Source organism: Mesorhizobium sp. M0621 (genome assembly GCF_040320745.1).
In the GTDB taxonomy this organism is placed as follows: Bacteria; Pseudomonadota; Alphaproteobacteria; order Rhizobiales; family Rhizobiaceae; genus Mesorhizobium.
The window spans coordinates 23,738-45,920 of the sequence record NZ_JAMYQF010000038.1 but is presented as its reverse complement, the minus strand read 5'-3'; the positions used below and the strand labels follow the sequence as shown (position 1 = coordinate 45,920).

Here is a 22,183-nt window from a genome sequence, read left to right as displayed (position 1 = left end):
TTAATATCCTACTAGACGAAAACATATGCATCTGCAATTATCTTTAAGCATAAAGGAAATGGGAACGGGGCGTGAGCGAGTTCGACGCCATCTTTGTCGGGGCGGGCCACAACAGTTTGGCATGCGCCGCGCATCTGGCGCTCAAAGGTTGGAAAATCGGGATTTTCGAGCGCAGCGCAACAATCGGGGGCGCCGTCCAGACGCGCGAATTCACCCTTCCCGGCTTCCGCCACGATTTCGGCGCGATGAATCTGAGCCTGTTCGCCGGCTCCGCCTTCCACCGGAAATATGCAAATGAATTGAAAGCACAGGGGCTGGAATTCGCGCCGGTCGCCGATTGTTTCGCCAGCGCCTTTCCGGACAGTCGCTGGTTCGGCATCAGCAACGATCTGGAAAAGACCACGGCCCGCATGGCAGCCTTCTCCGCTGCCGATGCCGCGACATGGCGCGGACTGGTTGCCGCCTTTCCGGCGGAAGCCGAGCATCTGTTCCGGCTGCTGGGTTCGCCGATGAGCGCCCGTGCGCTGGCCGGCACCGCGTGGAACCTGTGGCGCAAGAAGGGCATGTCGGGGGCGCTCGATACCGGGCGCCTGCTGCTGTCCTCACCTCGCGCCTGGCTGGAGGAGAACTTCGAGTCGTCTCATATCAGGGCAACGCTCGCCACCTGGGGCATGCATCTCGACTTCGCCCCCGACATCGCCGGCGGTGCCGTGTTCCCCTATCTGGAATCGATGGCCAACCAGAGCTTTGGCATGGTGCTCGGCAAGGGCGGCGCCGACACCATCATCCGCGCATTGTCGGGCATGGTGACGTCGGCCGGCGGCAAGATCGTCACTGGCGCCGAGGTGGCCGAGATCACGGTTTCCGCCGGCAAGGCGACAGGCGTGCGGCTTGCTTCCGGTGAGACGCATACCGCCACCAAGGCTGTCATCGCCGGCGTCGCGCCCAAGGCGCTGACCGGCAAGCTGCTGCCGGATGGTTCAGGCGACGCCGGCTTCGACACGGCGATGCAGAAATTCCGCCACGCGCCGGGCACGATGATGATCCATCTGGCACTCGATGAATTGCCGGACTGGCGCGCCGGAGTGGAGCTTCGGCAGTTCGCCTATGTGCATCTGTCGCCATCGCTCGATGCCATGTCGCGCACCTACCAGCAGGCGATGGCGGGCATGCTGCCGGACGAGCCGGTGCTGGTCGTCGGCCAGCCGACAGCGATCGACCCATCGCGGGCGCCTGCAGGCAAACATGTGCTGTGGGTGCAGGTGCGCATGCTGCCCGCCGAAATCACCGGCGATGCCGCCGGCAAGATCGCGCCGGCGCATTGGGATAAGGTCAAGGAGGTCTACGCCGACCGTGTCCTCGACATCATCGAGACCTACGCGCCCGACCTGCGAAACAAGATCCTCGGCCGGGCCGTGTTCTCGCCCATCGATCTCGAGCGCGAGAATCCGAACCTCGTCGGTGGCGACCAGGTCTGCGGCAGCCATCATCTGGCGCAGAACTTTTTGTACCGCCCGGCGCGCGGATATGCGGGCTGGAACACGCCGATCGGCAATCTGCATCTCACGGGTGCCGCGACATGGCCCGGTGCCGGCACCGGGGCGGCCTCGGGCTACATGCTCGCGCAACAGCTTGGCGGGAGGTAGGAGCCGAAGATTTCACACAGGCGAAGGAGGTAAGGCGCGGTTGCCCAAGGAGCCTGAACCAATGAACTGACGATGCCGCGCGCAGAAACAGAAAACCAACAAGGGGAACGACCATGACAATCAACAGACGCGAATTGCTTGGATACAGTGCCGCGGCACTCGGGGTGGCCGCAGTCGGCCTGCCGCAGATCGCCAAGGCGGCTGCCGGCGAACTGACCATCGCCTATAACGTCAACCTGCCGTCCTGGGACCCGACCACCGGACCTTCGGCGGTCAACCCGACGATCCAGGGGCTCTACCAGTCGGTGTTCGACCAGTTCATCCCGCAGAAGCCCGACCTGTCCTTCGCCCCCGGCCTGCTCACCGAATGGGGCTGGAACGACGATCGCACCAAGATCATGATGACGGTGCGCGAAGGCGTGACCTGGCAAGACGGCTCGCCTTTCACGGCGGAAGATGTGGTCTGGTCGCTGCAGCGGGCGGGTGACGAAAAGACCGGCAACCCGATCCAGTTCGTCTGGAAGAACGTCGACAACTTCAAGATCGACGGCAACAAGATCACCGGCGACGTCGTGCAGTTCGACCCGGTCTATTTCAAATGGATGTCGTTTCTGACCGGCTACATCCTGCCGAAGGCCTATTACGAAAAGGTCGGCGCCGAGGGCTTCGAGAAGGCGCCGATCGGTACCGGCCCCTACATGGTCGAAAAATTCGAGCGCAACGCCTTCCTGCGGCTGAAGGCCAACCCGAACTATTGGGGCGGCAAGCCGGCCTTCGAGAATGTGACGATCAAGTTCGTTGCCGATGCGGCAAGCCGCGTCGCCGAGATCGAATCCGGCTCCTCTCAGGTGACGCTCGAAATTCCCTATGAGGAGTATGACCGGCTGATCGCCAAGGACGGCCTGGCCGGTTCGTGCAAGAACGTCTCCGACATCGGCATGATCTTCTTCAACGACATCGAGGCGATGCTGGACAAGAACGTCCGCCAGGCAGCCGTCATGTCGATCGACAAGAAGCTGCTGGTCGACCGCCTGCTGCGCGGCTACGGCCAGCCGATCGATACGCTGGAGACACCGGAATACGCGGCCTACGATGCGTCGATCAAGGTCGAGCACAATCCGGAAAAGGCCAAGGAATTGCTGGCCGCCTCCGGCTACTCGCCGGAAAAGCCCGTCAAGTTCACCATCCAGACGACCAAGGGCTTCAAGCCCAAGGACTATGAGATGATCCAGGCGATCGTCGGCATGTGGCGCAAGGTCGGCATCGAGGCGACGATCGAGGTCTACGAGATCGCCAAGCACTACGAGTTGCGCGCCGCCGACAAGCTGGCGCCGGCCGCCTTCTACAACTGGGGCAATGCTATCGGTGACCCGACCACCTCGACCGGCTTTGCCATGTACGGCCCGAGCCCGCATTCGGTGTGGGACAGCCAGGACCTGATCGACATGATCAACCCGCTATGGGGCGAGAAGGACGAAGCCAAGCGCATTGCTGGCTGGAAGGCAGTCGACAAATACATCGCCGAGCAGGCCTATGTGCTGCCGCTGATGCAGTATGCGCAGCCGATCGTGCATGCCAAGAGCGTCAATGTGGTGCAGCATGTGTCCGGCGCGCTGCTGCCGGCCCTGATGACTCCGGCCTGATATCGGCGGGGAGACGCTGTCGCGAGACGGCGTGTCCTTTCCAACTGCGCGGGCCCCTCATCCGGCCCTTCGGGCCACCTTCTCCCCGCTGGGGAGAAGAGACTGGCTCAGCCGTCTGCGACCTCTTCTCCCCTCCGGGAGAAGGTGGCCGCGAAGCGGCCGGATGAGGGGGCTGTTCGTTCCATCAGTCACTGAAACGCATTGGGCCTATGCCAGAATGCTCCTGCAAAGATTCCTGGTCCGTCTTCTGGCGATGCTGATCACGCTGTTCGGCGTCGCCGTCGTCGTCTTCGTCGTGATCCGTGTCGCGCCCGGCGATCCGATCGCCATGATGCTGCCGCCCGGCGCAACGGATGCCGACATCGACCGGCTGCGGGCGCTCTACGGGCTCGACAAAACCATCGTGCAGCAGTTCTTCATCTGGCTGTCCGGCGTCGTAAGGGGCGATTTCGGCACCTCGATCTCGCTCAGGCAGGACGTACTCGGCCTCGTCTTCAACCGGCTGCCGGCGACGCTGGAGCTCGCCATCGTCGCGCTCATGATGGCGGTGGCACTCGGCGGCACGACGGCGATCATCGGCGCACGCGAGCGCGGCACGGCGGTCGAGGCCGGCATCGACATCGCCAGCGGCGCGGCGCTCTCCATTCCTGACTTCCTGTGGGGCCTTGTGCTGATCCTGTTGTTCGGCGTACTGGTGCCGATCTTCGACATTTCCGGCCGGGTGTCGCCGCAACTCGACCTGCCCTTCGTTACTCAGTTCTATCTGTTCGAGAGCCTGCTTCGGCTGCGCCTCGACCTCACCTGGGATCTCCTGAAACACATGCTGATGCCGGCGGTGGCGCTGGCGCTGCCGTTGGCGGCGATCATCTCGCAACTGCTGAAACAGTCGCTGAAGGAAATGCTCGACCTCGACTATGTCGTGCTGGCGCGGGTGAAGGGGTTTTCGGAAACGCAGGTCATCCTGCGCGAGGCGTTGAAGAACGCTGCATTGCCGACGCTCACTTTGGTCGGCGTGCAGTTCACCTTCCTCATCGGCGGCACGGTCATCGTTGAGCGGCTGTTCTCCTACGAGGGCCTCGGCAATATGGCGATCGATGCCGTCATCAACCGCGACCTGCCGCTGATCCAGGGCATCGTGCTGATCTTCGCGCTGCTGTTCGTGCTGATCAACCTCACCGTCGACATGATGTATGCGCTGCTCAATCCGAGGCTGCGTCATGGATGAGAGCCGTGCTCGAAGGCGAGGTGTGTCGCCGCGTTTGTGGCTTGCCGGCGGCTGGTTGCTGTTGGCGCTTCTGGCCGCGATCTTCGCGCCGCTGGTGGCGCCGCAAGATCCGCTGGCACAGGATCTGATGCTGGAGCGGCTGCCGCCATTCTGGATTGATGGTGCCGAGCCCGGCTACTGGCTGGGCACCGACAGCCTCGGTCGCGATCTGCTCTCCCGGCTGATCTTCGGCGGCCGTATCGCTTTCATCGTCGCCTTCGCCGCAGCCATTTCCGCGTGCCTGGTCGGCTCGACGCTCGGTCTGGTCGCCGGCTATTTCGGCGGCTGGGCCGACCGCATCATCTCGCGCATCGTCGATGTCTGGATGGCATTCCCGCCTGTTCTGTTCGCCATATTGCTGGTCGCAGTGCTCGGTACTGGCTTGAGCTCCGTCATCCTCGCCATCGCCATCATCGACTGGACGCGCTTCTGCCGGGTGATCCGCGCCGAGACCATGGGCCAGTCGCGCATGGACTATGTCGAGAACGCCCGCATCGCCGGCTATGGCCGCATCGGCATCATGCTGCGGGAGGTTCTGCCCAATGTGGTGCCGTCGATCGTGGCGCTGCTGTCGCTGGAAATGGGCATCGCCGTCATCGTCGAGGCGATCCTGTCCTTCGTCAATCTGTCGATCTCGACCGACGATCCGACATGGGGCGGCATCATCGCCGAGGGTCGGCTGTCCATCCATCAGGCCTGGTGGGTGCTGGTGTTTCCGCTGATCACGCTGATCCTGACCGTGCTGTCGTTCAGCCAGTTCGGCGAAGCGCTGAAGACGCGCTTCGACCCGGTGCTGCGATGAGCGCCTGTCTCGACATCAGGGATCTGAGCGCCGTGCTGCCGAACGGCCAGCGCGTGCTGCGCTCGGTGTCGCTTGCCGTCCAGCCCGGCGAGGTGCGCGCGCTGGTCGGCGAGAGCGGCGCCGGCAAGACGATGATCGGCAAGGCGGTGCTTGGCGTGCTGCCGCCGAGCGTGCGCATCGTCGAAGGCGACATGCTGCTTGAAGGCGAAGACCTCGGCAAGCTCCAGCCCAAGCCACGGCGCACGCTGATCGGTGCCCGCACGGCGCTGATCCCGCAGGACCCGCTGACCGCACTCAACCCATCGCGGCGTATCGGCCCGCAGATGACGGACCGGCTGGTGCGCATCCTCGGCTGGAGTGGCGACAAAGCTGATCGGCGCGTTCGCCAGTTGCTGGACGAGGTGCAGATCCGCGACCCCGACCGGGTGCTGAAAAGCTATCCGCACGAGCTTTCCGGCGGCATGCGCCAGCGCGTGCTGATCGCCGCGGCTTTCGCCGCCGAACCCCGGCTGATCGTCGCCGACGAGCCGACGACGGCGCTCGACGTCACCGTGCAGAAGCAGATACTGCGTCTGATCGCGCAATTGCAGCGCGAGCACGGCACGGCAATCCTGTTCGTCACCCACGATCTCGGCGTCGTCGCCAAGATCAGCCAGAAGGTCTCGGTGCTCTATGCCGGCAAGGTGGTGGAGGAGGCCGAAACGGCTGCCCTCTTCGCCGCCCCCCAGCATCCCTATACCCGAGCGCTGATGGCGGCGACGCCGCGCTACACCGATCCATACGCCTCGCTGAAGCCGGTGGACGAGGCGGTGCTGGCCGGGCTTGCTTCAGAGATCGCTGCCGCCGATCAGGCTTGGAAGCGACCCCATGGGTGAGCCGTTGTTTTCCGTGCGCGGCCTGAAGGTCGCCCTGCCCGACATGACGCGCAAGCCGCTGATCGGCCGCGCGCCGCTGGCCCAGATCCTGAAAGGGCTGGATTTCGACCTGCCCAAGGGGTCTGTGACCGGCATCGTCGGCGAATCCGGATCCGGCAAGTCGACGCTCGGCCGCGCCCTGGTGCGCCTTTTGGAACCGAGCGCCGGCAGCATCAGTTTCGAAGGCCGCGACATCACCCATCTGCCGGAAGCGGAACTCAGGCCACTGCGCCGTGACCTGCAGATGATCTTCCAGGACCCGATGTCGTCGCTCAACCCGCGCCGCACCATCGCCAGCATCATCGCAGCACCCCTGAAGCAGAATGGCCTTGGCGACAATCTGAAGACACGCGTCGCCGAGGCGCTACAGCGCGTCGGCCTGCCACAGAGCTTTGCCAGCCGCTACCGCCACGAACTGTCGGGCGGCCAGCGCCAGCGCGTCGGTATTGCGCGCGCACTGGCGCTGTCGCCGAAATTCGTGCTGGCCGACGAGATCGTCTCCGGCCTCGACGTGTCGACGCAGGCGCAGATCCTTACTCTTCTGGAGAAACTCGCGGCGGAGATGGGCCTGACGGTCACTTTCATCAGCCACGATCTGTCGGTCATTCGGCGGCTGTGCCGGCAGGTGATCGTGATGCGCGAAGGCGTGATCGTCGAAGCTAGCGCCACCGACGCCTTGTTCGACAATCCTCGGCAGGCCTACACGCGCGACCTCATCGCGGCCATTCCCCTGCCCGAAATCGACGCCGGCTGGCTGGACATTCCTTCTGCCGCCAGAGCCTCGACATGAATACAACGCACGCCGGAAAGCGGGCCTCGGACGTGCGCCAGGCAAGCACCAAGTCCCGCCAATGGAGGAGGACTAATATGAAGAGGGTACTTCGAAACGCAACGCTCGCCGCCGCTATTCTCGGCAGCGCCGGCATCGCCGCTGCCAGCTCGATCCCCGGCATGCGCGGGCATGATCACACCGGCATCACCGTTCCCGACATGAAGCAGGCGATCGACTTCTTCACCGAAGTGGTCGGCTGCAAGAAGGCGATGTCGTTCGGCCCGTTTGCCGACGACAAGGGCACCTTCATGCAGGATCTTCTGGGTGTCGATCCGAAAGCGGTGATCGAGCAGGTCACCATGGTGCGCTGCGGCTACGGATCGAACATCGAGCTGTTCAAATACACCGCGCCCGATCAGAAGGACCTGACGCCGAAGAACAGCGACATTGGCGGCTTCCATATCGCCTTCTATGTCGATGATGTCGCCGCCGCCAAGGCCTATCTCGACGCCAAGGGCGTCAAGACAAGGATGGGACCATTGCCGGTCAAGGAAGGGCCGGCCGCCGGCCAGACCATCCTCTACTTCCAGGCGCCTTGGGGGCTGCAATTGGAAGCGATCAGCTACCCCTCGGGCATGGCCTACGAGAAGGGTGCGGAGACCGTTTTGTGGAGCCCGAAGAGCCCGGAAAAATGATGGGAATGCGTGCTTGCGGATGTTCCGCAAGCACGCCACACAGATGCGACGTTCAATCATTTCGATATGAAACTTTAAGCTTGAAATAATTTGCCGCCGGCGCGATACTGAAACCAGCAAGCGAAGAGGAGATCGCAGACATGAAGGTTGCGGTTCTCGGCGGTGGACCAGCCGGCCTCTACTTCGCCATTTCGATGAAGCTCAGGGATGCCGCGCACGAGGTGACGGTGTTCGAGCGCAACCGCGCCGACGACACGTTCGGCTGGGGCGTCGTGCTGTCGGCCGAGACGCTCGACAATTTGTCGAAGAACGATCCGGTCAGCGCCGTCTGGATCAAGAAGCACTTTGCTTACTGGGACGACATCGCCGTCATCCATGACGGCGTGCGCACGGTTTCGACCGGACACGGTTTCTGCGGCATCGGCCGCAAGCGGCTGCTGATCCTGCTGCAGCGCCGGGCGCGAGAACTCGGCGTCAAGCTCATGTTCGAGACCGATATCGCCGATCCCCGACCGTACATGGAAACGCATGATCTGGTCGTCGCCGCCGACGGGTTGAACTCCAGGGCGCGCAACACTTTCGTCGACATCTTCAAGCCCGACATCGACACCCGCAAATGCAAGTTCGTCTGGCTCGGCACCAACCAGAAATTCGACGACGCCTTCACCTTCATCTTCGAAAAAACCGAACATGGCTGGGTGTGGGCGCACGCCTACCAGTTCGACAGCGAGACAGCGACCTTCATCGTCGAGTGCAGCGAACAGACCTGGGCTGCCTTCGGCTTCGGCGCGATGTCGCAGCAGGAATCGATCGCCGTCTGCGAGCGCATCTTCGCCAAGCATCTCGGCGGCCACGCGCTGATGACCAATGCCAACCATATCAGGGGTTCGGCCTGGATCAATTTCCCGCGCGTGCTGTGCGAACGCTGGTCCTTTGAGAATCTGGCGTTGATGGGCGATGCGGCGGCTTCGGCGCATTTCTCGATCGGCTCCGGCACCAAGCTGGCGCTGGAAAGCGCGGTAGCGCTGGCCGAATATGTCGAAACCGAGCCGAACCTTGAGGCCGCGTTCCGCAGATATGAGGATGCCCGCCGCACCGAGGTGCTGAAGCTGCAATCGGCGGCGCGCAATTCGCTGGAATGGTTCGAGGAGGTCGAGCGCTATCTCGGCCTCGATCCGGTGCAGTTCAACTATTCGCTGCTGACCCGTTCGCAGCGCATCAGCCACGAGAATTTGCGGCTGCGCGATGCCGAATGGCTGGGCGGTGCGGAGGAATGGTTCCAGCGCCAGGCGGGCGCCGGCGGCATACGCCGCGCGCCGATGTTCGCGCCGTTCAAGCTGCGCGATCTAAAGCTGCAAAACCGCATCGTCGTCTCGCCAATGGCGCAGTACAAGGCTGTCGACGGTTGCCCGACCGACTGGCATTTCACCCACTATGCCGAGCGCGCCAAGGGCGGCGCAGGGCTGATCTATATCGAGATGACCTGCGTCAGCCCGGAAGGCCGTATCACGCCGGGCTGTCCCGGGTTCTATGCGCCCGAACATGAAGTGGCTTGGAAAAGGCTGGTCGATTTCGTCCACACCGAGACCGAAGCCAAGATCTGCGCCCAGATCGGCCATTCCGGCGCCAAGGGCTCGACCCGGCTCGGCTGGGAGGGCACCGACGTGCCGTTGACCTCCGGCAATTGGCATGTCATGGCGGCCTCGGCCGTCGCGTGGTCGCCGCAGAATCAGGTGCCGAAGGCAATGGATCGCGCCGACATGGACAGGGTGCGCGACGAGTTCGTGGCCTCCGCCGAGATGGCTGATCGCTGCGGCTTCGACATGCTCGAGATCCACGCCGCGCACGGCTACCTCCTGTCGTCCTTCATCACGCCGGTCACCAACCGGCGCACGGATGCCTATGGCGGCTCGCTGGAAAACCGCATGCGCTATCCCCTTGAAGTCTTCCGAGCGGTGCGCGCCGCCTGGCCGGCGGAGAAGCCGATCTCGATGCGCATTTCGGCTAATGACTGGGTCGGCATCGAAGGCGTGACGCCTGCCGACGCGGTCGAGATCGCACGGCTGCTGCATGAAGCTGGCGTCGACATCTGCGACGTCTCGGCCGGCCAGACTTCGGCACTGGCAAAGCCGGTCTATGGCCGCATGTTCCAGACGCCGTTTTCCGACCGCATCCGCAACGAGGTCGGCATGGCGACGATGGCGGTCGGCAACATCTACGAGCCGGATCATGTCAACTCGATCCTGATGGCCGGCCGCGCCGATCTGGTGGCGCTGGCACGGCCGCATCTCGCCGATCCCTACTGGACGCTGCATGCCGCGGTCACGCTCGGCGACCGCGGCGTCAAATGGCCGGATCCCTATTTGCCTGGGCGCGACCAGCTCTACCGGCTGGCCGAGCGCGATGCGGCGGGGCTGAAAGTATGAGTGCTTTTCGCTTGCTACGTCGGCGCTGTACCCCCACCCCTAGCCCCTCCCCACAAGGGGGAGGGGGACTATGTTGCGTTCGACCCAGCGGAAACCGCATAAGTTTGCGATCGATAGGTGCTGCCGCTGCCTTCTCCCTCCCCCTTGTGGGCAGGGCTATCGCATATGAGTAAAGAGGCGGAGGAGGTCTTGGTCGGCCCATCGTGCTTTGAGTCGTTTGTGGCTGAGCGGGATTTTTTCGGGATCGGCTCTGAGAACATTGAGCGTGAGGCGGCGAAGTATGGCATGATTGGCGGCCGTGTTGTTCTTGCGGCCTCTGATTTGATCTTCGCCGAGCAGGACATCGAGTTGCCAGTGCAGGTCATTCTCGATGCTCCAGTGGCGGCGTACTGTGGCGAGCAGTTCGTTTGCCGGCATTTTGCGCGACAGCGCATAGCAGCGGACCTTGTGCGTGGTCTTGCCATTGACGGTGCGCCAGCTTTCGACGCGGCCGATGGCGCAAAGGTCGACGAGGGCATTCCTGCCTGGCGTCTGCGCGAAGGGAATGACGAAGGCACGCCGCACCTCGTGGCGGCCATGCGCATCCTCTTCGGTCTGATGGAACTTCGTTGCTTTGCTGGCCGCCGCCTTGTCGAGGGCGGCCTTGGCCTCGCTGGCCAGTTTCGACTGGTTGCCCTTGATGGCGATCACGTAGTGGCCGCCGCCCTCGCGCACGGTCTTGGTCATGCGGCGATGGCAGTGCAAGGCGTCGGCCGTTACGGTCAGCCCCTTGAGCGACAACAATTCGAGCGCCGCGATCGCGGCCTGCACTTCGCCGCCCTTCTGCGCCACGGTCTGGGCCAGGCTCATGAAGGTGTCGCAGCCAAAGACGGTCACCACCAGCGGTGGCATATGCGAGCAGCCCTTGGCGTAGGCGCGCCGCAGGCTCTTGCCATCTATGGCGACCTGCCCTTTCGGCGCATCGATGCGCGCCTGCCCGCCGAACGCGGTCATGAAGCGCATGAAGGCATCGTTGAGGGCGACAGGATCGAGAGCCGCCAGCACCCGGCTGAAGGTGTCGTGGCTGGGCGCGCCACGCTCGAGCGGAATGAACTGCCGCAACAGATCGAGACGGTTCCTGGCAAACAGCTCCATCTCCGTGCAGTGCGTCGCCCCGCAAAGCACCGCCGCAAGTGCTACGAACAAAATCTCCGGCAACGAGTGCTGCGCGGTCAAGTCCCGTGGGTCCGGCACCTCGCCGAATACATCCAGAAACACCATCACGGCCTCCGATCATTCAGAGGTCCTCTCAGAATCGATTTCCGCACACCACACAAGAGTCCGTTTGTACTCATGTGCGATTCCCCTGCCCTTGTGGGGAGGGTTAGGGGTGGGGGTACTTGGCGCCAAGTTTCGAGGATTGGCGCATGATCGCGGGCAAGCATGCGCTGGTCACCGGCGGCGGCTCCGGCGTTGGCCGAGCCATCGCGCTGGCTCTGGCGGATGCCTGCATCGACGTCACCATCTGCGGCCGCCGGGAAGCGGAGCTTGCCAAGGTCGCTGGCGAAAACGACCGCATCTCCGGCATCGCCGCCGACGTCACCAATGAGGCGGCGATGGCGTCGCTTTACGAGAGGGCGGAAGCCGTGCGCGGGCCGTTCGACATCGTCGTGGCCAATGCCGGAATGGCCGGCAGCACGCCGGCGCACAAGACTACGCTTGCCGACTGGCAGCGGACGCTGGACGTCAATCTGACCGGCGCCTTCCTGACGGTGAAACCGGCGCTGGCCGGCATGGCCGCGCGCAAGGCGGGGCGGATCGTCTTCATCGCCTCCACGGCAGGGCTGAAAGGCTACGCCTATGTCGCGCCTTACGTCGCCGCCAAGCATGGCGTCGTCGGCCTGATGCGGGCTCTTGCTGCCGAGACGGCGAAGTCGGGCGTCACCGTTAACGCCGTGTGCCCAGGTTTCGTCGAGACCGAGATGCTTGAGGAATCCATTCAGCGCATCATCGAGAAGACGGGCCGCTCTGTCGAACAGGCGCGGTCGAGCCTGGCCTCGACCAATCCGCAAGGCCGCTTCATCCAGCCGCGAGAGGTCGCCGCCGCTGTGCTGTGGCTGTGTGGCGACGCCGCCCAATCGATCACCGGACAGGCGATTTCCATCTCAGGAGGCGAAACATGGTAGCCGGCCCCCTGCCCGCGCCGTCGGGACCCGGCAAGGACCGCTTGCGTCTGTGGATCAGGCTGCTGCGTGCCTCGCGCACAATCGAGGCCGAGCTGCGCGAGCGGCTGAAGAAGGAGTTCAACACGACGCTGCCGCGCTTCGACGTGATGGCAGCCCTTTATCGGGTGCCGGAGGGCATGCTGATGAGCGACCTGTCGCGCTTCCTGCTGGTGTCCAACGGCAATGTCACGGGCATTGTCGACCGGCTGGTTTCGGAAGGGCTGGTGGCACGCGCGCGCCGCAATGGCGACCGCCGCACCTCGATGGTGCGGCTGACCGAGGAAGGCACGCAGGCCTTTGCCACCATCGCCGCGGCGCATGAAGGCTGGATCGGCGAACTGCTGGGCAAGGTCAGCGAGGACGACGCGCGCCGGCTGACCGGTATGCTGACTTCGTTCCGCAGCAACTGGGAGGGACGCGAATGACCGCGATGGCCGGCCGCAAGCCGAAGCATTTCCTGTGGGAGGTCGAGGGCAGGATCGCAAGGGTCCGGCTCGACCGGCCGGAGCGCAAGAACCCACTGACCTTCGACAGCTATGCCGAGCTGCGCGACACGTTCCGCGACCTCGTCTATGCCGACGACGTCGACGCCGTGGTGTTCCTCTCCAATGGCGGCAATTTCTGCTCCGGCGGCGATGTCAATGACATTATCGGGCCGCTGGTCAAGATGGACATGAAGCAGCTTCTTGCCTTCACCCGCATGACCGGCGATTTCGTCAAGGCGATGCTGAATTGCGGCAAGCCGATCATTGCGGCGGTCGATGGCGTCGCGGTCGGCGCCGGCGCCATCATAGCCATGAGTTCCGACATCCGCATCGCTACGCCGGAAGCGAAGACGGCGTTCCTGTTCACCCGCGTCGGCCTCGCCGGCTGCGACATGGGCGCTTGTGCGATCCTGCCGCGCATCATCGGCCAGGGCCGCGCCGCAGAACTGCTCTACACCGGCCGCACCATGACGGCGGCGGAAGGCGAACGCTGGGGCTTCTACAACAGGCTGGTCGATGCCGCAGCGCTCGAGGCCGACGCGCTCGACATGGCGGCGCGCATCGTCTCCGGCCCGACCTTCGCCCACGGCATCACCAAGACGCAGCTCAACCAGGAATGGTCGATGGGTCTCGACCAAGCGATCGAGGCGGAAGCGCAGGCGCAGGCGATCTGCATGCAGACCCGCGACTTCGAGCGCGCCTACAAGGCGTTCGTGGCCAAGGAAAAGCCGGTGTTCGAGGGGGATTGAGGATGGTGCCTTTCGTGGAGACGTTAGTAGGACAGCGCCCCCCTCTGTCCTGCCGGACATCTCCCCCTCAAGGGGGGAGATTGGCAGCTTGGGCGCCGGCTCCCATCTTGCAGCGCTGGCGATTGGCAAAAGCGGCAATGACAGCCGATCTCCCCCCTAGAGGGGGAGATGTCCGGCAGGACAGAGGGGGGCGCCGTAGAGCGCAACGCTCCAAGCACTGCGGAGGCAAACATGCCTGACCGTTCCTTCCTCAACTGGCCGTTCTTTGAAGACCACCATCGCGGGCTGGCCGACCAACTGGAGGCGTGGTGTGCAAGAAACCTGCCGGTCGATCACCATGATGTCGACACCGCCTGCCGCGAGCTGGTGGGCAAGCTTGGCCGGGACGGCTGGCTGAAGCCGACAGCGCTCGACACCGACAATCCGGGGCCACTCGACGTGCGCGCACTTTGCATTACGCGCGAGACGCTCGCGCGCCATGACGGGCTCGCCGACTTCGCCTTCGCCATGCAGGGGCTGGGCACCGGGGCGCTCAGCCTGTTCGGTACGCCGCAACAGCAGCAATGGCTTTCGAAGACGCGCGCCGGCAAGGCGATTTCCGCCTTCGCCCTGTCGGAGCCGCGCTCGGGATCGGATGTCGCCAACACCGAAATGACGGCGGTCCGCGACGGCGACAGTTACGTTCTGTCCGGTGAAAAGACCTGGATCTCCAATGGCGGCATCGCCGATCTCTATGTCGTCTTTGCCCGCACCGGCGAGGCGCCGGGCGCCAAGGGGCTCTCCGCCTTCCTCGTGCCTAATAGCACCAAGGGCCTTGGCATCGCCGAGCGGCTGGAAGTGATCGCGCCGCATCCGCTGGCGCGGCTGTCTTTCGACCGGGTCCGCCTGCCCGCCTCGGCGCTGATCGGCAGACCGGGCGACGGCTTCCGCATCGCCATGTCGGTGCTCGACGTGTTCCGCTCGACTGTCGGGGCGGCGGCGCTTGGCTTTGCCCGCCGCGCGCTGGATGAAAGCATCAAACGCGTAGCCGAGCGCAAACTGTTCGGCGCGCCGATGGGCGAACTGCAGATGGTGCAGGGCCATATCGCCGACATGGCGCTCGACATCGATGCGGCAGCCCTTTTGGTCTACCGCGCCGCATGGACCAAGGACATGGGTGCGCCCCGCGTCACCCGCGAGGCGGCGATGGCCAAGCTGTTCGCCACCGACAAGGCGCAAGAGGTGATCGACAAGGCCGTGCAGCTGCATGGCGGCGACGGTGTCCGCAAAGGCCATATCGTCGAAAGCCTGTATCGCGAGATTCGCGCGCTGCGCATCTACGAGGGTGCCTCCGACGTGCAGAAAGTGGTGATTGCGCGGCAAGTGATGGGCGCGGCCTGACGGCAGAGATTTGACGGGCATTCGATTTTGAAAATTGGTTTTTGGAATACCGGGAGGTTTTGAATGCACACGATTCTGCAGCCGGAAGGCTGGGCAAAACCTGTCGGCTACGCCAATGGCGTCGCGGCACGCGGCCAGCTCATCTTCGTTGGCGGACAGGTCGGCTGGAACGGCCAATGCCAGTTCGAGACCGACGACTTCGTCGGCCAGGTGCGGCAGACGCTCGAGAACATCGTGGCGGTGTTGGCCGAGGCCGGTGCCGGACCGCAGCACATCACCTCTATGACCTGGTATTTCACCGACAAGGCCGAATACCTCGCCAATCTCAGGGGCATCGGCGAGGCCTATCGCGAGGTGATCGGCCGGCACTTTCCGGCGATGGCCGCCATGCAGGTGATAGCGCTGGTCGAGGACCGCGCCAAAGTGGAGATCCAGGCGACCGCCGTCATTCCGGAATAAACGCTCATCACTTCGTCATCCACGAGCGGAGCAAGGAGCGAAGCGACGCGGCGGAGACCCTGGGATGACGACGTTGGGAAGGCTTCGGCTAATTCCGAATGTTCACGATGATCCACCGAAAGTGACTGACAAATTCTGGTTGCCAACAGGCTAACCGCCCTAGCAATGCTACTACCCGCGCAGGCCTGCCTGTCTCAAAATCGGAAGCACGTGGTTGCAGAAATAGGGCAGTTCCTGCGTGTAGTTGACGAAGGACAGCGCGATGCCCTGATAGCCGTGCCCGGCAATGGCGGCCATGTCGGCGGCGATCGTTTCCGGCGTTCCAATCAGCGGGTAGGTGCCGGCGCCGCCGGCGAAACGCTGCCGGTAGCGGTCATAGGCATGCGGGTCGTGCGATTGCGAGAATTCCTTCTTGCCTGCCGTGTGGGCATCGACCGCCTCATGGTCGGCCATCTCAACCGCATAGCGCGCGTAATAGGCCTGCGCCTCTTCCATCGTCGGGCGGCAGACGACATGCGCCACGGTGTAGACGCCGACGTCGCGGCCTGCCTTGTCGGCCCGCTCGCTGATATCGGCGACATGCTTGCCGGCATCGCTCATTTCCGAAAAGGTCGTGAACAGATAATCGCATCGGGCGGCGGCGAAATCGCGGCCCGGCCCGCCGAAAGCAGCGTTCATGGTCACGGGTCGCGGAACTTGCAGACTGGCCGGTCGGCTCACCGCTTCCTTGAGGCGATAGTAGTTGCCTTCGTAGTCGAGCGGCTCAGCCGACGCATAAAGCTTTTCGAGTATCTCGATCCATTCCGCTGCCTGGTCGTAGCCCTTCTCGACCAGCGGCGTGCCGAACATGCCGAATTCCTTGGGGTTCCAGCCGCAGACGATGTTCAAGCCCGCGCGGCCCTGGCTGATGTGGTCGACCGTCGCCAGCGCCTTGGCGGCATAGAGCGGATGCACCAGCGGCACATGCACGGTCATGAACAGGCCGATCTGTTCGGTGGCGACCGCAAGCGCCGCCGCCCAGGTGAAGGTCTCGAACGACCATTCCCGCACCTTGTTGCGACCGCCAAAACCGCGCCAGCGCGCGATCGGCAGCATGAATTCCAGGCCTGCGCGGTCAGCGATCTGCGCGGCCGTCAGATTGTCCTGCCAGCTCGCCGTCCAGCGTTCCGGAACATCGGTGATGGCAAGCCCGCCATCGGCATTGGTTGAAAAAACACCAAGCTTCAGCCTGTTCGGGCCGTGCAAGGGATGTGGTTTGTTCATGTCGCGACCTCCCGGCGAAGATCGCACGCTACGGCCCCGCAAAAATATTTCAAGCATGAAATAGCTTCGCCTCGCGATGGTTTGCGGATATGGATTTGGGCAGGACGAAATTGGGGATCGGCATGAGCGAATTCCGCCAGAAATGCATCGGCAAGACGAACCTCGTCGGTTCCTTTGCCGCCATTCCCCATCCAATCGCGGTCGAGGTGATGGCGCAGTCCGGCCTCGATTTCCTTTGCATCGATTGGGAGCATGCCCAGATCTCGCGGGACATGATCGAGACCATGGTGCGCGCGGCCGATGTGCATCGCGTGCCGGCCATGGTGCGCGTTCCCGGCCATGCGCCGGAGGCCATCCAGGCCGCGCTGGACAGTGGCGCGCAAGGTGTGCTGGTGCCGCGCGTCTCGACCGCCGCCCAGGCCGAAGCAGCGGTGAAGGCCTCGCGCTATCCGCCCAAAGGCGAGCGCGGCGTCGGACCCGGCCGCGCCGCCGGCTATGGCTATCGCATTCCCGAATATTTGGCCGGCGCCAACGACAGGATCGTCGTCGCGATCCAGGTCGAGACCGCGGAAGGGTTGGCCAACATCGACGCGATCGCGGCCGTCGACGGCATCGATGTGATCTTCGTCGGCCCCGGCGATCTTTCGGTGTCGATCGATGCACTCGGTCCGAAAGGCGCTGACGAACTCAATGCGGCGATCCGGACGATCGTCGGCGTGACGATCGTGCACGACAAGGCCGCCGGCATTTTTTGCGCCAGCCCGCAGCCTGTCGGGCAATGGGCAGCTATCGGCGCCAGCTTCTTCATCCTGGCCAGCGACACGATGTTTCTCGGGGCGGGTGCGGCCGCCGGTTCTTCCGCCGCGCGGGCCGAACTGGCACGAGGCGAGCGCGGCTAGCACAAAGAGGCGTATCGTCGGGGCAACATTCCTGCCAAACTTTTTAAGCTTAAAACTTTCGCCTTGAAAACCGCCGCACTTTGGATAAGCATTCCAAAATCGATGGCGATTGCCGTGCCGGAGGGGCTTGCCGGCCTGTTCATCGTGGTGTTCCGGGTGGGAGGGGTTTCAGTCCTTGTCGTTCATACTGCCCCAGTCATCGTCCAGCGCGCGCTATGCCTTCGACGGCGTGCGCGCCCAGATTCGCGATCTGCACACAGAAAACATCGCCAACCTTGCCGTGCGGGCGCGTGAACTCGGCGATGTGATCGCGCTGTGGTACGGCGAAGGCGATATGGTGACGCCGGCCTTCATCCGCGACGCTGCCAAGGCCGCCTTCGATGAAGGCCTGACCTTCTACGTTCCAAATATGCGCGGCCATGGCCCCTTGAATGAGGCGTTGTCGGAATACCAGACACGCCTGCACGGCCGGTCGATCCCGATCTCGCGCACCACGGTGACACCTGGCGGCATGCAGGCGCTGTATCTGGCGCTGGAACTGCTGGTCGATACTGGCAGCAACGTCGTCTATGTCGCGCCGCAATGGCCCAACATCCACAACGCCATCCACCTGATCGGCGGCGAGCCACGGCCGTTTTCGCTCGACTTCAAGGGCGACTGGCATCTCGATCTCGACCGGCTGTTTGCGACCTGCGACGCACGCACGCGGGCGATCTTCCTGTCGACGCCATCCAACCCGACCGGCTGGACCGCATCGCGCGAGGAGATGCAGGCGCTGCTCGATTTCAGCCGGCGCACCGGCATCTGGATCATCTCCGACGAGGTCTATGGCCGGCTCTATTTCGACGGTAACGTTGCCCCTTCCATCCTGCAGATCGCCGAGGACGGCGACCGGGTGCTATCGGTCAACAGCTTCTCCAAAGCATGGGCAATGACCGGCTGGCGTATCGGCTGGCTGACGCATCCGTCCGGGGTGGCCGAGCAGCTCGGCGCCATGACCCAATATGTCAACAGCGGCACGGCAGCCCCCATCCAGGCCGGTGCTGCGGCGGCCATTCGCCAGGGCGAGCCGCTTGTCGAGGAGATCCGGCAGCGGATCAGAACCGGCCTTGACCTAGCCTATGACAGGCTGGCGGAAATTCCGGGCATCATTTTGCCAACCAAACCGCGCGGCGGCATGTATGCCTTCTTCGCCATGGACGGTGAAAGCGACGCACGTCGCGCCTGCGCCAAAATCCTGGAGACGGCGCGCGTCGGGCTGGCGCCCGGGCATCTCTTTGGAAGTTCGGCCACGGCCTTCCTGCGGATGTGCGTGTGCCGTGAGCGCAAAGAGATAGCGACCGCGCTCGACCGCATGGTCGCTACCATGAATTGACGCCCTGCCTGAAGTGGGGCGGCAAAAAACCGTGCGGGAGCAACCCGCCCGATCAACAACAGAGGGAACACAAATGAGCTTCACTCGCCGTAAATTGCTTCTTCTCGCCGCCGCCATCGGCATCGCCGCCGGCCCCGCCACCGCCTATGCCGCCGACGTGCTGAATGTCGGCGCCTACCCGACCAATCCGCCGTTCGAGTACAAGAACGAGAGCGGTACCTTCGAAGGCTTTGAAGTCGACATCGTCAACGAGGCAGCCAAGCGCGTCGGCATGACCACCGACATCGCCGATCTCGGCTTCCAGGCGCTGTTTGCCGCCACCACGTCGAAGCGCATCGATGTCGCCATTTCGTCGATCACCATCACGGCGGAGCGGCTGAAGTCGCAGTCGTTCACCCAGCCCTATTATGATTCAGACATGGGCATCGCCACCAAGACCGACAGCGCGATCAAGGCCGAAGCCGACCTCAAGGGCAAGATCGTCGGCGTGCTGTCCGGCTCGACCGGCGAGACCTGGGTCAAAGCGCATCAGGAAGCCGACGGCTTCAGCGACGTGAAGGGTTACGACACGCAGCAGAACCTGCTGCTCGACCTCAGCGCCGGACGCGTCGATGCCGCCGTCAGCGACATTCCAGGCATGGAATACTCCTTCACCAAGATGAAGGACCTGGTCGTCAAGGAGCGCATCAAGACCGGCGAACAATACGGCCTGATGATGACCAAGGACCATCCGCTGCTCGGCAAGCTGAACGACGCGCTGAGCGCGATGAAGAAGGACGGCACGCTGGCCGCTATCCACAAAAAGTGGTTCGGCAGCGACGCGCCCGCCGACTCTTCGACCATGAAGGAAATGCCGCTGCCGAAGGCCTGAGTGGTAATGCATTGAAATCGTGCCGGCTTTCCAAGTCGGCACGATTCATTTCATGCTCCAGCGCCGGCTTCCGCCGCAAGCACCTCGCCGTCGGTGAGGTCAATCGATTTTAACGTGAGCATTCTTTGCTCTGGGGTTCGGGAACGCTCCCATGTCGCTGCTCGACACCTTCTTCAACCCCGATGTCATCATGTCCAGCCTGCCGGCGCTGCTGCGCGGCTTCCTGAACACGCTGCTGCTCGGCATCTTGAGCATCGGCATCGGCATCCCCATCGGCCTGGTGATCAGCCTGGTGCGACTCTATGCGCCGAAGCCGCTGCGCTGGCTCGCGGTCGGCTACACCGACATCTTCCGCGCCCTGCCGGTGCTGGTCGTGCTGATCCTGATCTACTACGCGCTGCCGTTCCTCGGCATCCGTCTGTCGTCCTGGGCGTCGGCGGTGACGGCGTTCGCCTTCATCATGTCGGCCTATTCGGCCGAGGTGTTCCGCTCCGGCATCGAAAGCATTCCACGCGGCCAGTTCGAGGCATCACAGGCACTTGGCCTGCCGTTCCTGCTGACACTGCGCAAGGTGGTGCTGCCGCAGGCGATCCGCGTTGTCATCCCGCCGATGACCAGCAACTGCGTCTCGATGTTCAAGGACACCTCGCTCGCCTCCACCGTGGCGCTGCCGGAACTGTTGAAGGAAGCGACCAACGCGCAGTCGCTCTACGCCAACCCCTCGCCGCTGATCGGTGCGGCGCTTGTCTATCTCATCTTTCTCTGGCCGATGGTGCGCCTCGTCAGCCTGCTTGAAGAGCGCTTCAAGACCGAAAAGAAGCGCTGACCTCACCCCCCGCCCAAGTCCTTTGCAGGAGCCTACCCCCGTGAACAGACATCAAACCGACAATGCGAACGTCACCGCGTTCCCCGTCGACACCATCCGCGCCATGTTCCCCGCCTTGCAGCAGGCCGGCGATTTCATTTTCTTGGACAATGCCGCCGGCGCGCAGATCCCGCAGAGCGTGCTCGACGCAGTGACCAACCATCTGGTTTCGCACAATGTGCAGCGTGGCGGCCGCTATGGCCGCAGCGTCACTGTCGACCAGTCGGTCGCCGATGCGCGGACAAGCGTCGCGCTGCTGATCAACGCTTACAGCCCGGCGGAAATCTGCTTCGGCATGAACGCCACTTCGTTCATCCGCCTGGTCAGCCTCGGCATCGGCCAGATGCTCGGGGAGCGTGACGAGATCGTCATCACCGACATGGACCACGACGCCAACATCGCGACATGGCTGGCGCTGGAATCCGCCGGTGCGAAATTCAAATGGTGGCGGATGCGCGAGGATGGCAATCTGCATGTCGACGATCTGCGTCCGCTGGTTTCGGATCGCACCCGCCTCGTCGCCTGCACGGTCACCGCGCACTCGATCGGCTCGATCGTCGACGTCGCCTCGGTGGCTGAGATCGCGCACGCGGCCGGCGCCGAAGTGTTCCTCGATTGCGTGCATTACGGGCCGCACGGGCTGATCGACGTGCAGGCCTGGGATTGCGATTATCTCGTCTGCTCCGGCTACAAGAATTTCTCGCCGCATATGGGCTTCTTGTGGGGCCGTTTCGAAACGCTGAAGCGGCTGCCGACCTTCCGCGAGGACTTCATTCCCGACGAGCCGCCCTACAAGGTCGAGGCCGGAACCTTCATCTACGAGAACGTCTCCGGCATGGATGCAGCCGTGCAGTATCTGGAACTGATCGGCCGCAATCTTGCGCCCTCCAACAACCGCTCGCGGCGTGAAAACATCGTCGCCGGCATGGGCGCCATCCGCGACTACGAGCTGGTGCTGGCGCGCGAGATGCTTGCGGTGCTGAAAGGTTGCGGCGCGACCATCTACGGCGTTGCTGACGAGGCCCGCATCACCGAACGCGTACCGACCTTCTGCTTTAACATCGGCAAGCTGTCGCCGCAGCGGATCGTCGAGGAAATGGCCGAACTGCAGATCGGCATCCGCGACGGCCACATGTACGCGCCACGACTGATGAAGCGCCTCAACCTGTCGATGGACAGCGGCGCCATCCGCGCCTCGCTGGTCCACTACAACACGGTCGAGGAGGTCCACCGCTTCGGCGAAGCGCTGCGCGCCATCATCGCCAAATTGCGGTATTAGGCAGCAGTCACACCTAAACGTAGGATGGATGGGAAAGGTTCGATTCGGTTCCGGCTCCGTTCCGCCACCCACGAATCACGAGTCAAGCAAAATCTGGAGTTTCCCTCCACAAAAATAACCCACCCACGCGATATTTTAATGGATGGGTGGCTTGTAGACTCGGTGAATCTTTGGCATATGGGCGTCATCGAA

General features: G+C 63.5%; 20 protein-coding genes. 18 read left to right on the top strand and 2 right to left on the bottom strand.

Features of this window, described 5'->3' with window-relative positions:
* Positions 1–71 precede the first annotated feature (71 nt).
* From NKI38_RS23045 to NKI38_RS23010, 8 genes are all read left to right on the top strand, one after another.
* Positions 72–1,646, top strand: a complete 1,575-nt coding sequence (locus NKI38_RS23045) for a phytoene desaturase family protein (RefSeq protein WP_352661072.1) — start codon at positions 72–74, stop codon at positions 1,644–1,646.
* 113 nt (positions 1,647–1,759) lie between these two features.
* On the top strand, positions 1,760–3,289 hold the full coding sequence (locus NKI38_RS23040; RefSeq protein ID WP_352661069.1) for an ABC transporter substrate-binding protein: 1,530 nt from the start codon (positions 1,760–1,762) through the stop codon (positions 3,287–3,289).
* Positions 3,290–3,506: 217 nt separating this feature from the next.
* A complete protein-coding gene (locus tag NKI38_RS23035) occupies positions 3,507–4,514 on the top strand; it encodes an ABC transporter permease (RefSeq protein WP_352661067.1) in 1,008 nt (335 codons plus the stop codon).
* Complete coding sequence (locus NKI38_RS23030) at positions 4,507–5,355, top strand: ABC transporter permease (protein ID WP_352661065.1); 849 nt, start codon at positions 4,507–4,509, stop codon at positions 5,353–5,355. Before NKI38_RS23035 ends, NKI38_RS23030 begins: the two co-directional genes overlap by 8 nt.
* Entirely contained in the window at positions 5,352–6,230 is an 879-nt protein-coding gene (locus tag NKI38_RS23025) for an ABC transporter ATP-binding protein (protein ID WP_352661063.1), read from the top strand. The genes NKI38_RS23030 and NKI38_RS23025 overlap by 4 nt, the downstream gene beginning before the upstream one ends.
* A complete protein-coding gene (locus NKI38_RS23020) occupies positions 6,223–7,059 on the top strand; it encodes an ATP-binding cassette domain-containing protein (protein ID WP_352661060.1) in 837 nt (278 codons plus the stop codon). Before NKI38_RS23025 ends, NKI38_RS23020 begins: the two co-directional genes overlap by 8 nt.
* Before the next feature lie 77 nt (positions 7,060–7,136).
* Positions 7,137–7,736, top strand: a complete 600-nt coding sequence (locus tag NKI38_RS23015; protein WP_352661057.1) for a VOC family protein — start codon at positions 7,137–7,139, stop codon at positions 7,734–7,736.
* Positions 7,737–7,876: 140 nt separating this feature from the next.
* The gene (locus tag NKI38_RS23010) at positions 7,877–10,162 is read left to right on the top strand and encodes a bifunctional salicylyl-CoA 5-hydroxylase/oxidoreductase (protein WP_352661054.1); all 2,286 of its coding nucleotides are present in this window, start codon (positions 7,877–7,879) and stop codon (positions 10,160–10,162) included.
* A 156-nt stretch (positions 10,163–10,318) separates the two neighbouring features.
* Here NKI38_RS23010 and NKI38_RS23005 read toward each other — a convergent pair whose 3' ends face one another.
* Positions 10,319–11,422, bottom strand: a complete 1,104-nt coding sequence (locus tag NKI38_RS23005) for an ISAs1 family transposase (protein WP_352661051.1) — start codon at positions 11,420–11,422, stop codon at positions 10,319–10,321.
* Between the two features lie 146 nt (positions 11,423–11,568).
* On the opposite strand from NKI38_RS23005, the gene NKI38_RS23000 reads away from it, so the two are divergent.
* The 5 genes from NKI38_RS23000 (at position 11,569) to NKI38_RS22980 (ending at position 15,439) form a co-directional block, all read left to right on the top strand.
* Positions 11,569–12,327 carry an SDR family NAD(P)-dependent oxidoreductase gene (locus NKI38_RS23000; RefSeq protein WP_352661049.1) on the top strand — a complete coding sequence of 253 codons (759 nt, stop codon included), beginning with the start codon at positions 11,569–11,571 and terminating at the stop codon, positions 12,325–12,327.
* On the top strand, positions 12,321–12,791 hold the full coding sequence (locus NKI38_RS22995) for a MarR family winged helix-turn-helix transcriptional regulator (protein WP_352661046.1): 471 nt from the start codon (positions 12,321–12,323) through the stop codon (positions 12,789–12,791). The genes NKI38_RS23000 and NKI38_RS22995 overlap by 7 nt, the downstream gene beginning before the upstream one ends.
* Complete coding sequence (locus tag NKI38_RS22990) at positions 12,788–13,600, top strand: enoyl-CoA hydratase family protein (RefSeq protein WP_352661044.1); 813 nt, start codon at positions 12,788–12,790, stop codon at positions 13,598–13,600. Before NKI38_RS22995 ends, NKI38_RS22990 begins: the two co-directional genes overlap by 4 nt.
* 231 nt (positions 13,601–13,831) lie before the next feature.
* Positions 13,832–14,980 carry an acyl-CoA dehydrogenase family protein gene (locus NKI38_RS22985; RefSeq protein WP_352661042.1) on the top strand — a complete coding sequence of 383 codons (1,149 nt, stop codon included), beginning with the start codon at positions 13,832–13,834 and terminating at the stop codon, positions 14,978–14,980.
* 63 nt (positions 14,981–15,043) lie between these two features.
* A complete protein-coding gene (locus NKI38_RS22980) occupies positions 15,044–15,439 on the top strand; it encodes a RidA family protein (RefSeq protein WP_352661040.1) in 396 nt (131 codons plus the stop codon).
* Positions 15,440–15,610: 171 nt separating this feature from the next.
* Here the strand turns inward: NKI38_RS22980 and NKI38_RS22975 are convergent, their stop codons facing one another.
* The gene (locus NKI38_RS22975; protein WP_352661038.1) at positions 15,611–16,702 is read right to left on the bottom strand and encodes an LLM class flavin-dependent oxidoreductase; all 1,092 of its coding nucleotides are present in this window, start codon (positions 16,700–16,702) and stop codon (positions 15,611–15,613) included.
* 122 nt (positions 16,703–16,824) lie between these two features.
* Between NKI38_RS22975 and NKI38_RS22970 the strand changes: the two genes are divergently transcribed.
* From NKI38_RS22970 to NKI38_RS22950, 5 genes are all read left to right on the top strand, one after another.
* Complete coding sequence (locus NKI38_RS22970; protein ID WP_352661036.1) at positions 16,825–17,601, top strand: HpcH/HpaI aldolase family protein; 777 nt, start codon at positions 16,825–16,827, stop codon at positions 17,599–17,601.
* A gap of 175 nt (positions 17,602–17,776) precedes the next feature.
* Positions 17,777–18,976, top strand: coding sequence for a pyridoxal phosphate-dependent aminotransferase (locus NKI38_RS22965; protein ID WP_352661034.1), 1,200 nt, complete (start codon positions 17,777–17,779; stop codon positions 18,974–18,976).
* 73 nt (positions 18,977–19,049) lie between these two features.
* On the top strand, positions 19,050–19,847 hold the full coding sequence (locus tag NKI38_RS22960) for an ABC transporter substrate-binding protein (RefSeq protein ID WP_352629913.1): 798 nt from the start codon (positions 19,050–19,052) through the stop codon (positions 19,845–19,847).
* Positions 19,848–19,998: 151 nt separating this feature from the next.
* Positions 19,999–20,673, top strand: coding sequence for an amino acid ABC transporter permease (locus tag NKI38_RS22955; RefSeq protein WP_126067529.1), 675 nt, complete (start codon positions 19,999–20,001; stop codon positions 20,671–20,673).
* 40 nt (positions 20,674–20,713) lie between these two features.
* The gene (locus NKI38_RS22950) at positions 20,714–21,991 is read left to right on the top strand and encodes a cysteine desulfurase-like protein (RefSeq protein WP_352661031.1); all 1,278 of its coding nucleotides are present in this window, start codon (positions 20,714–20,716) and stop codon (positions 21,989–21,991) included.
* Positions 21,992–22,183 lie beyond the last annotated feature (192 nt).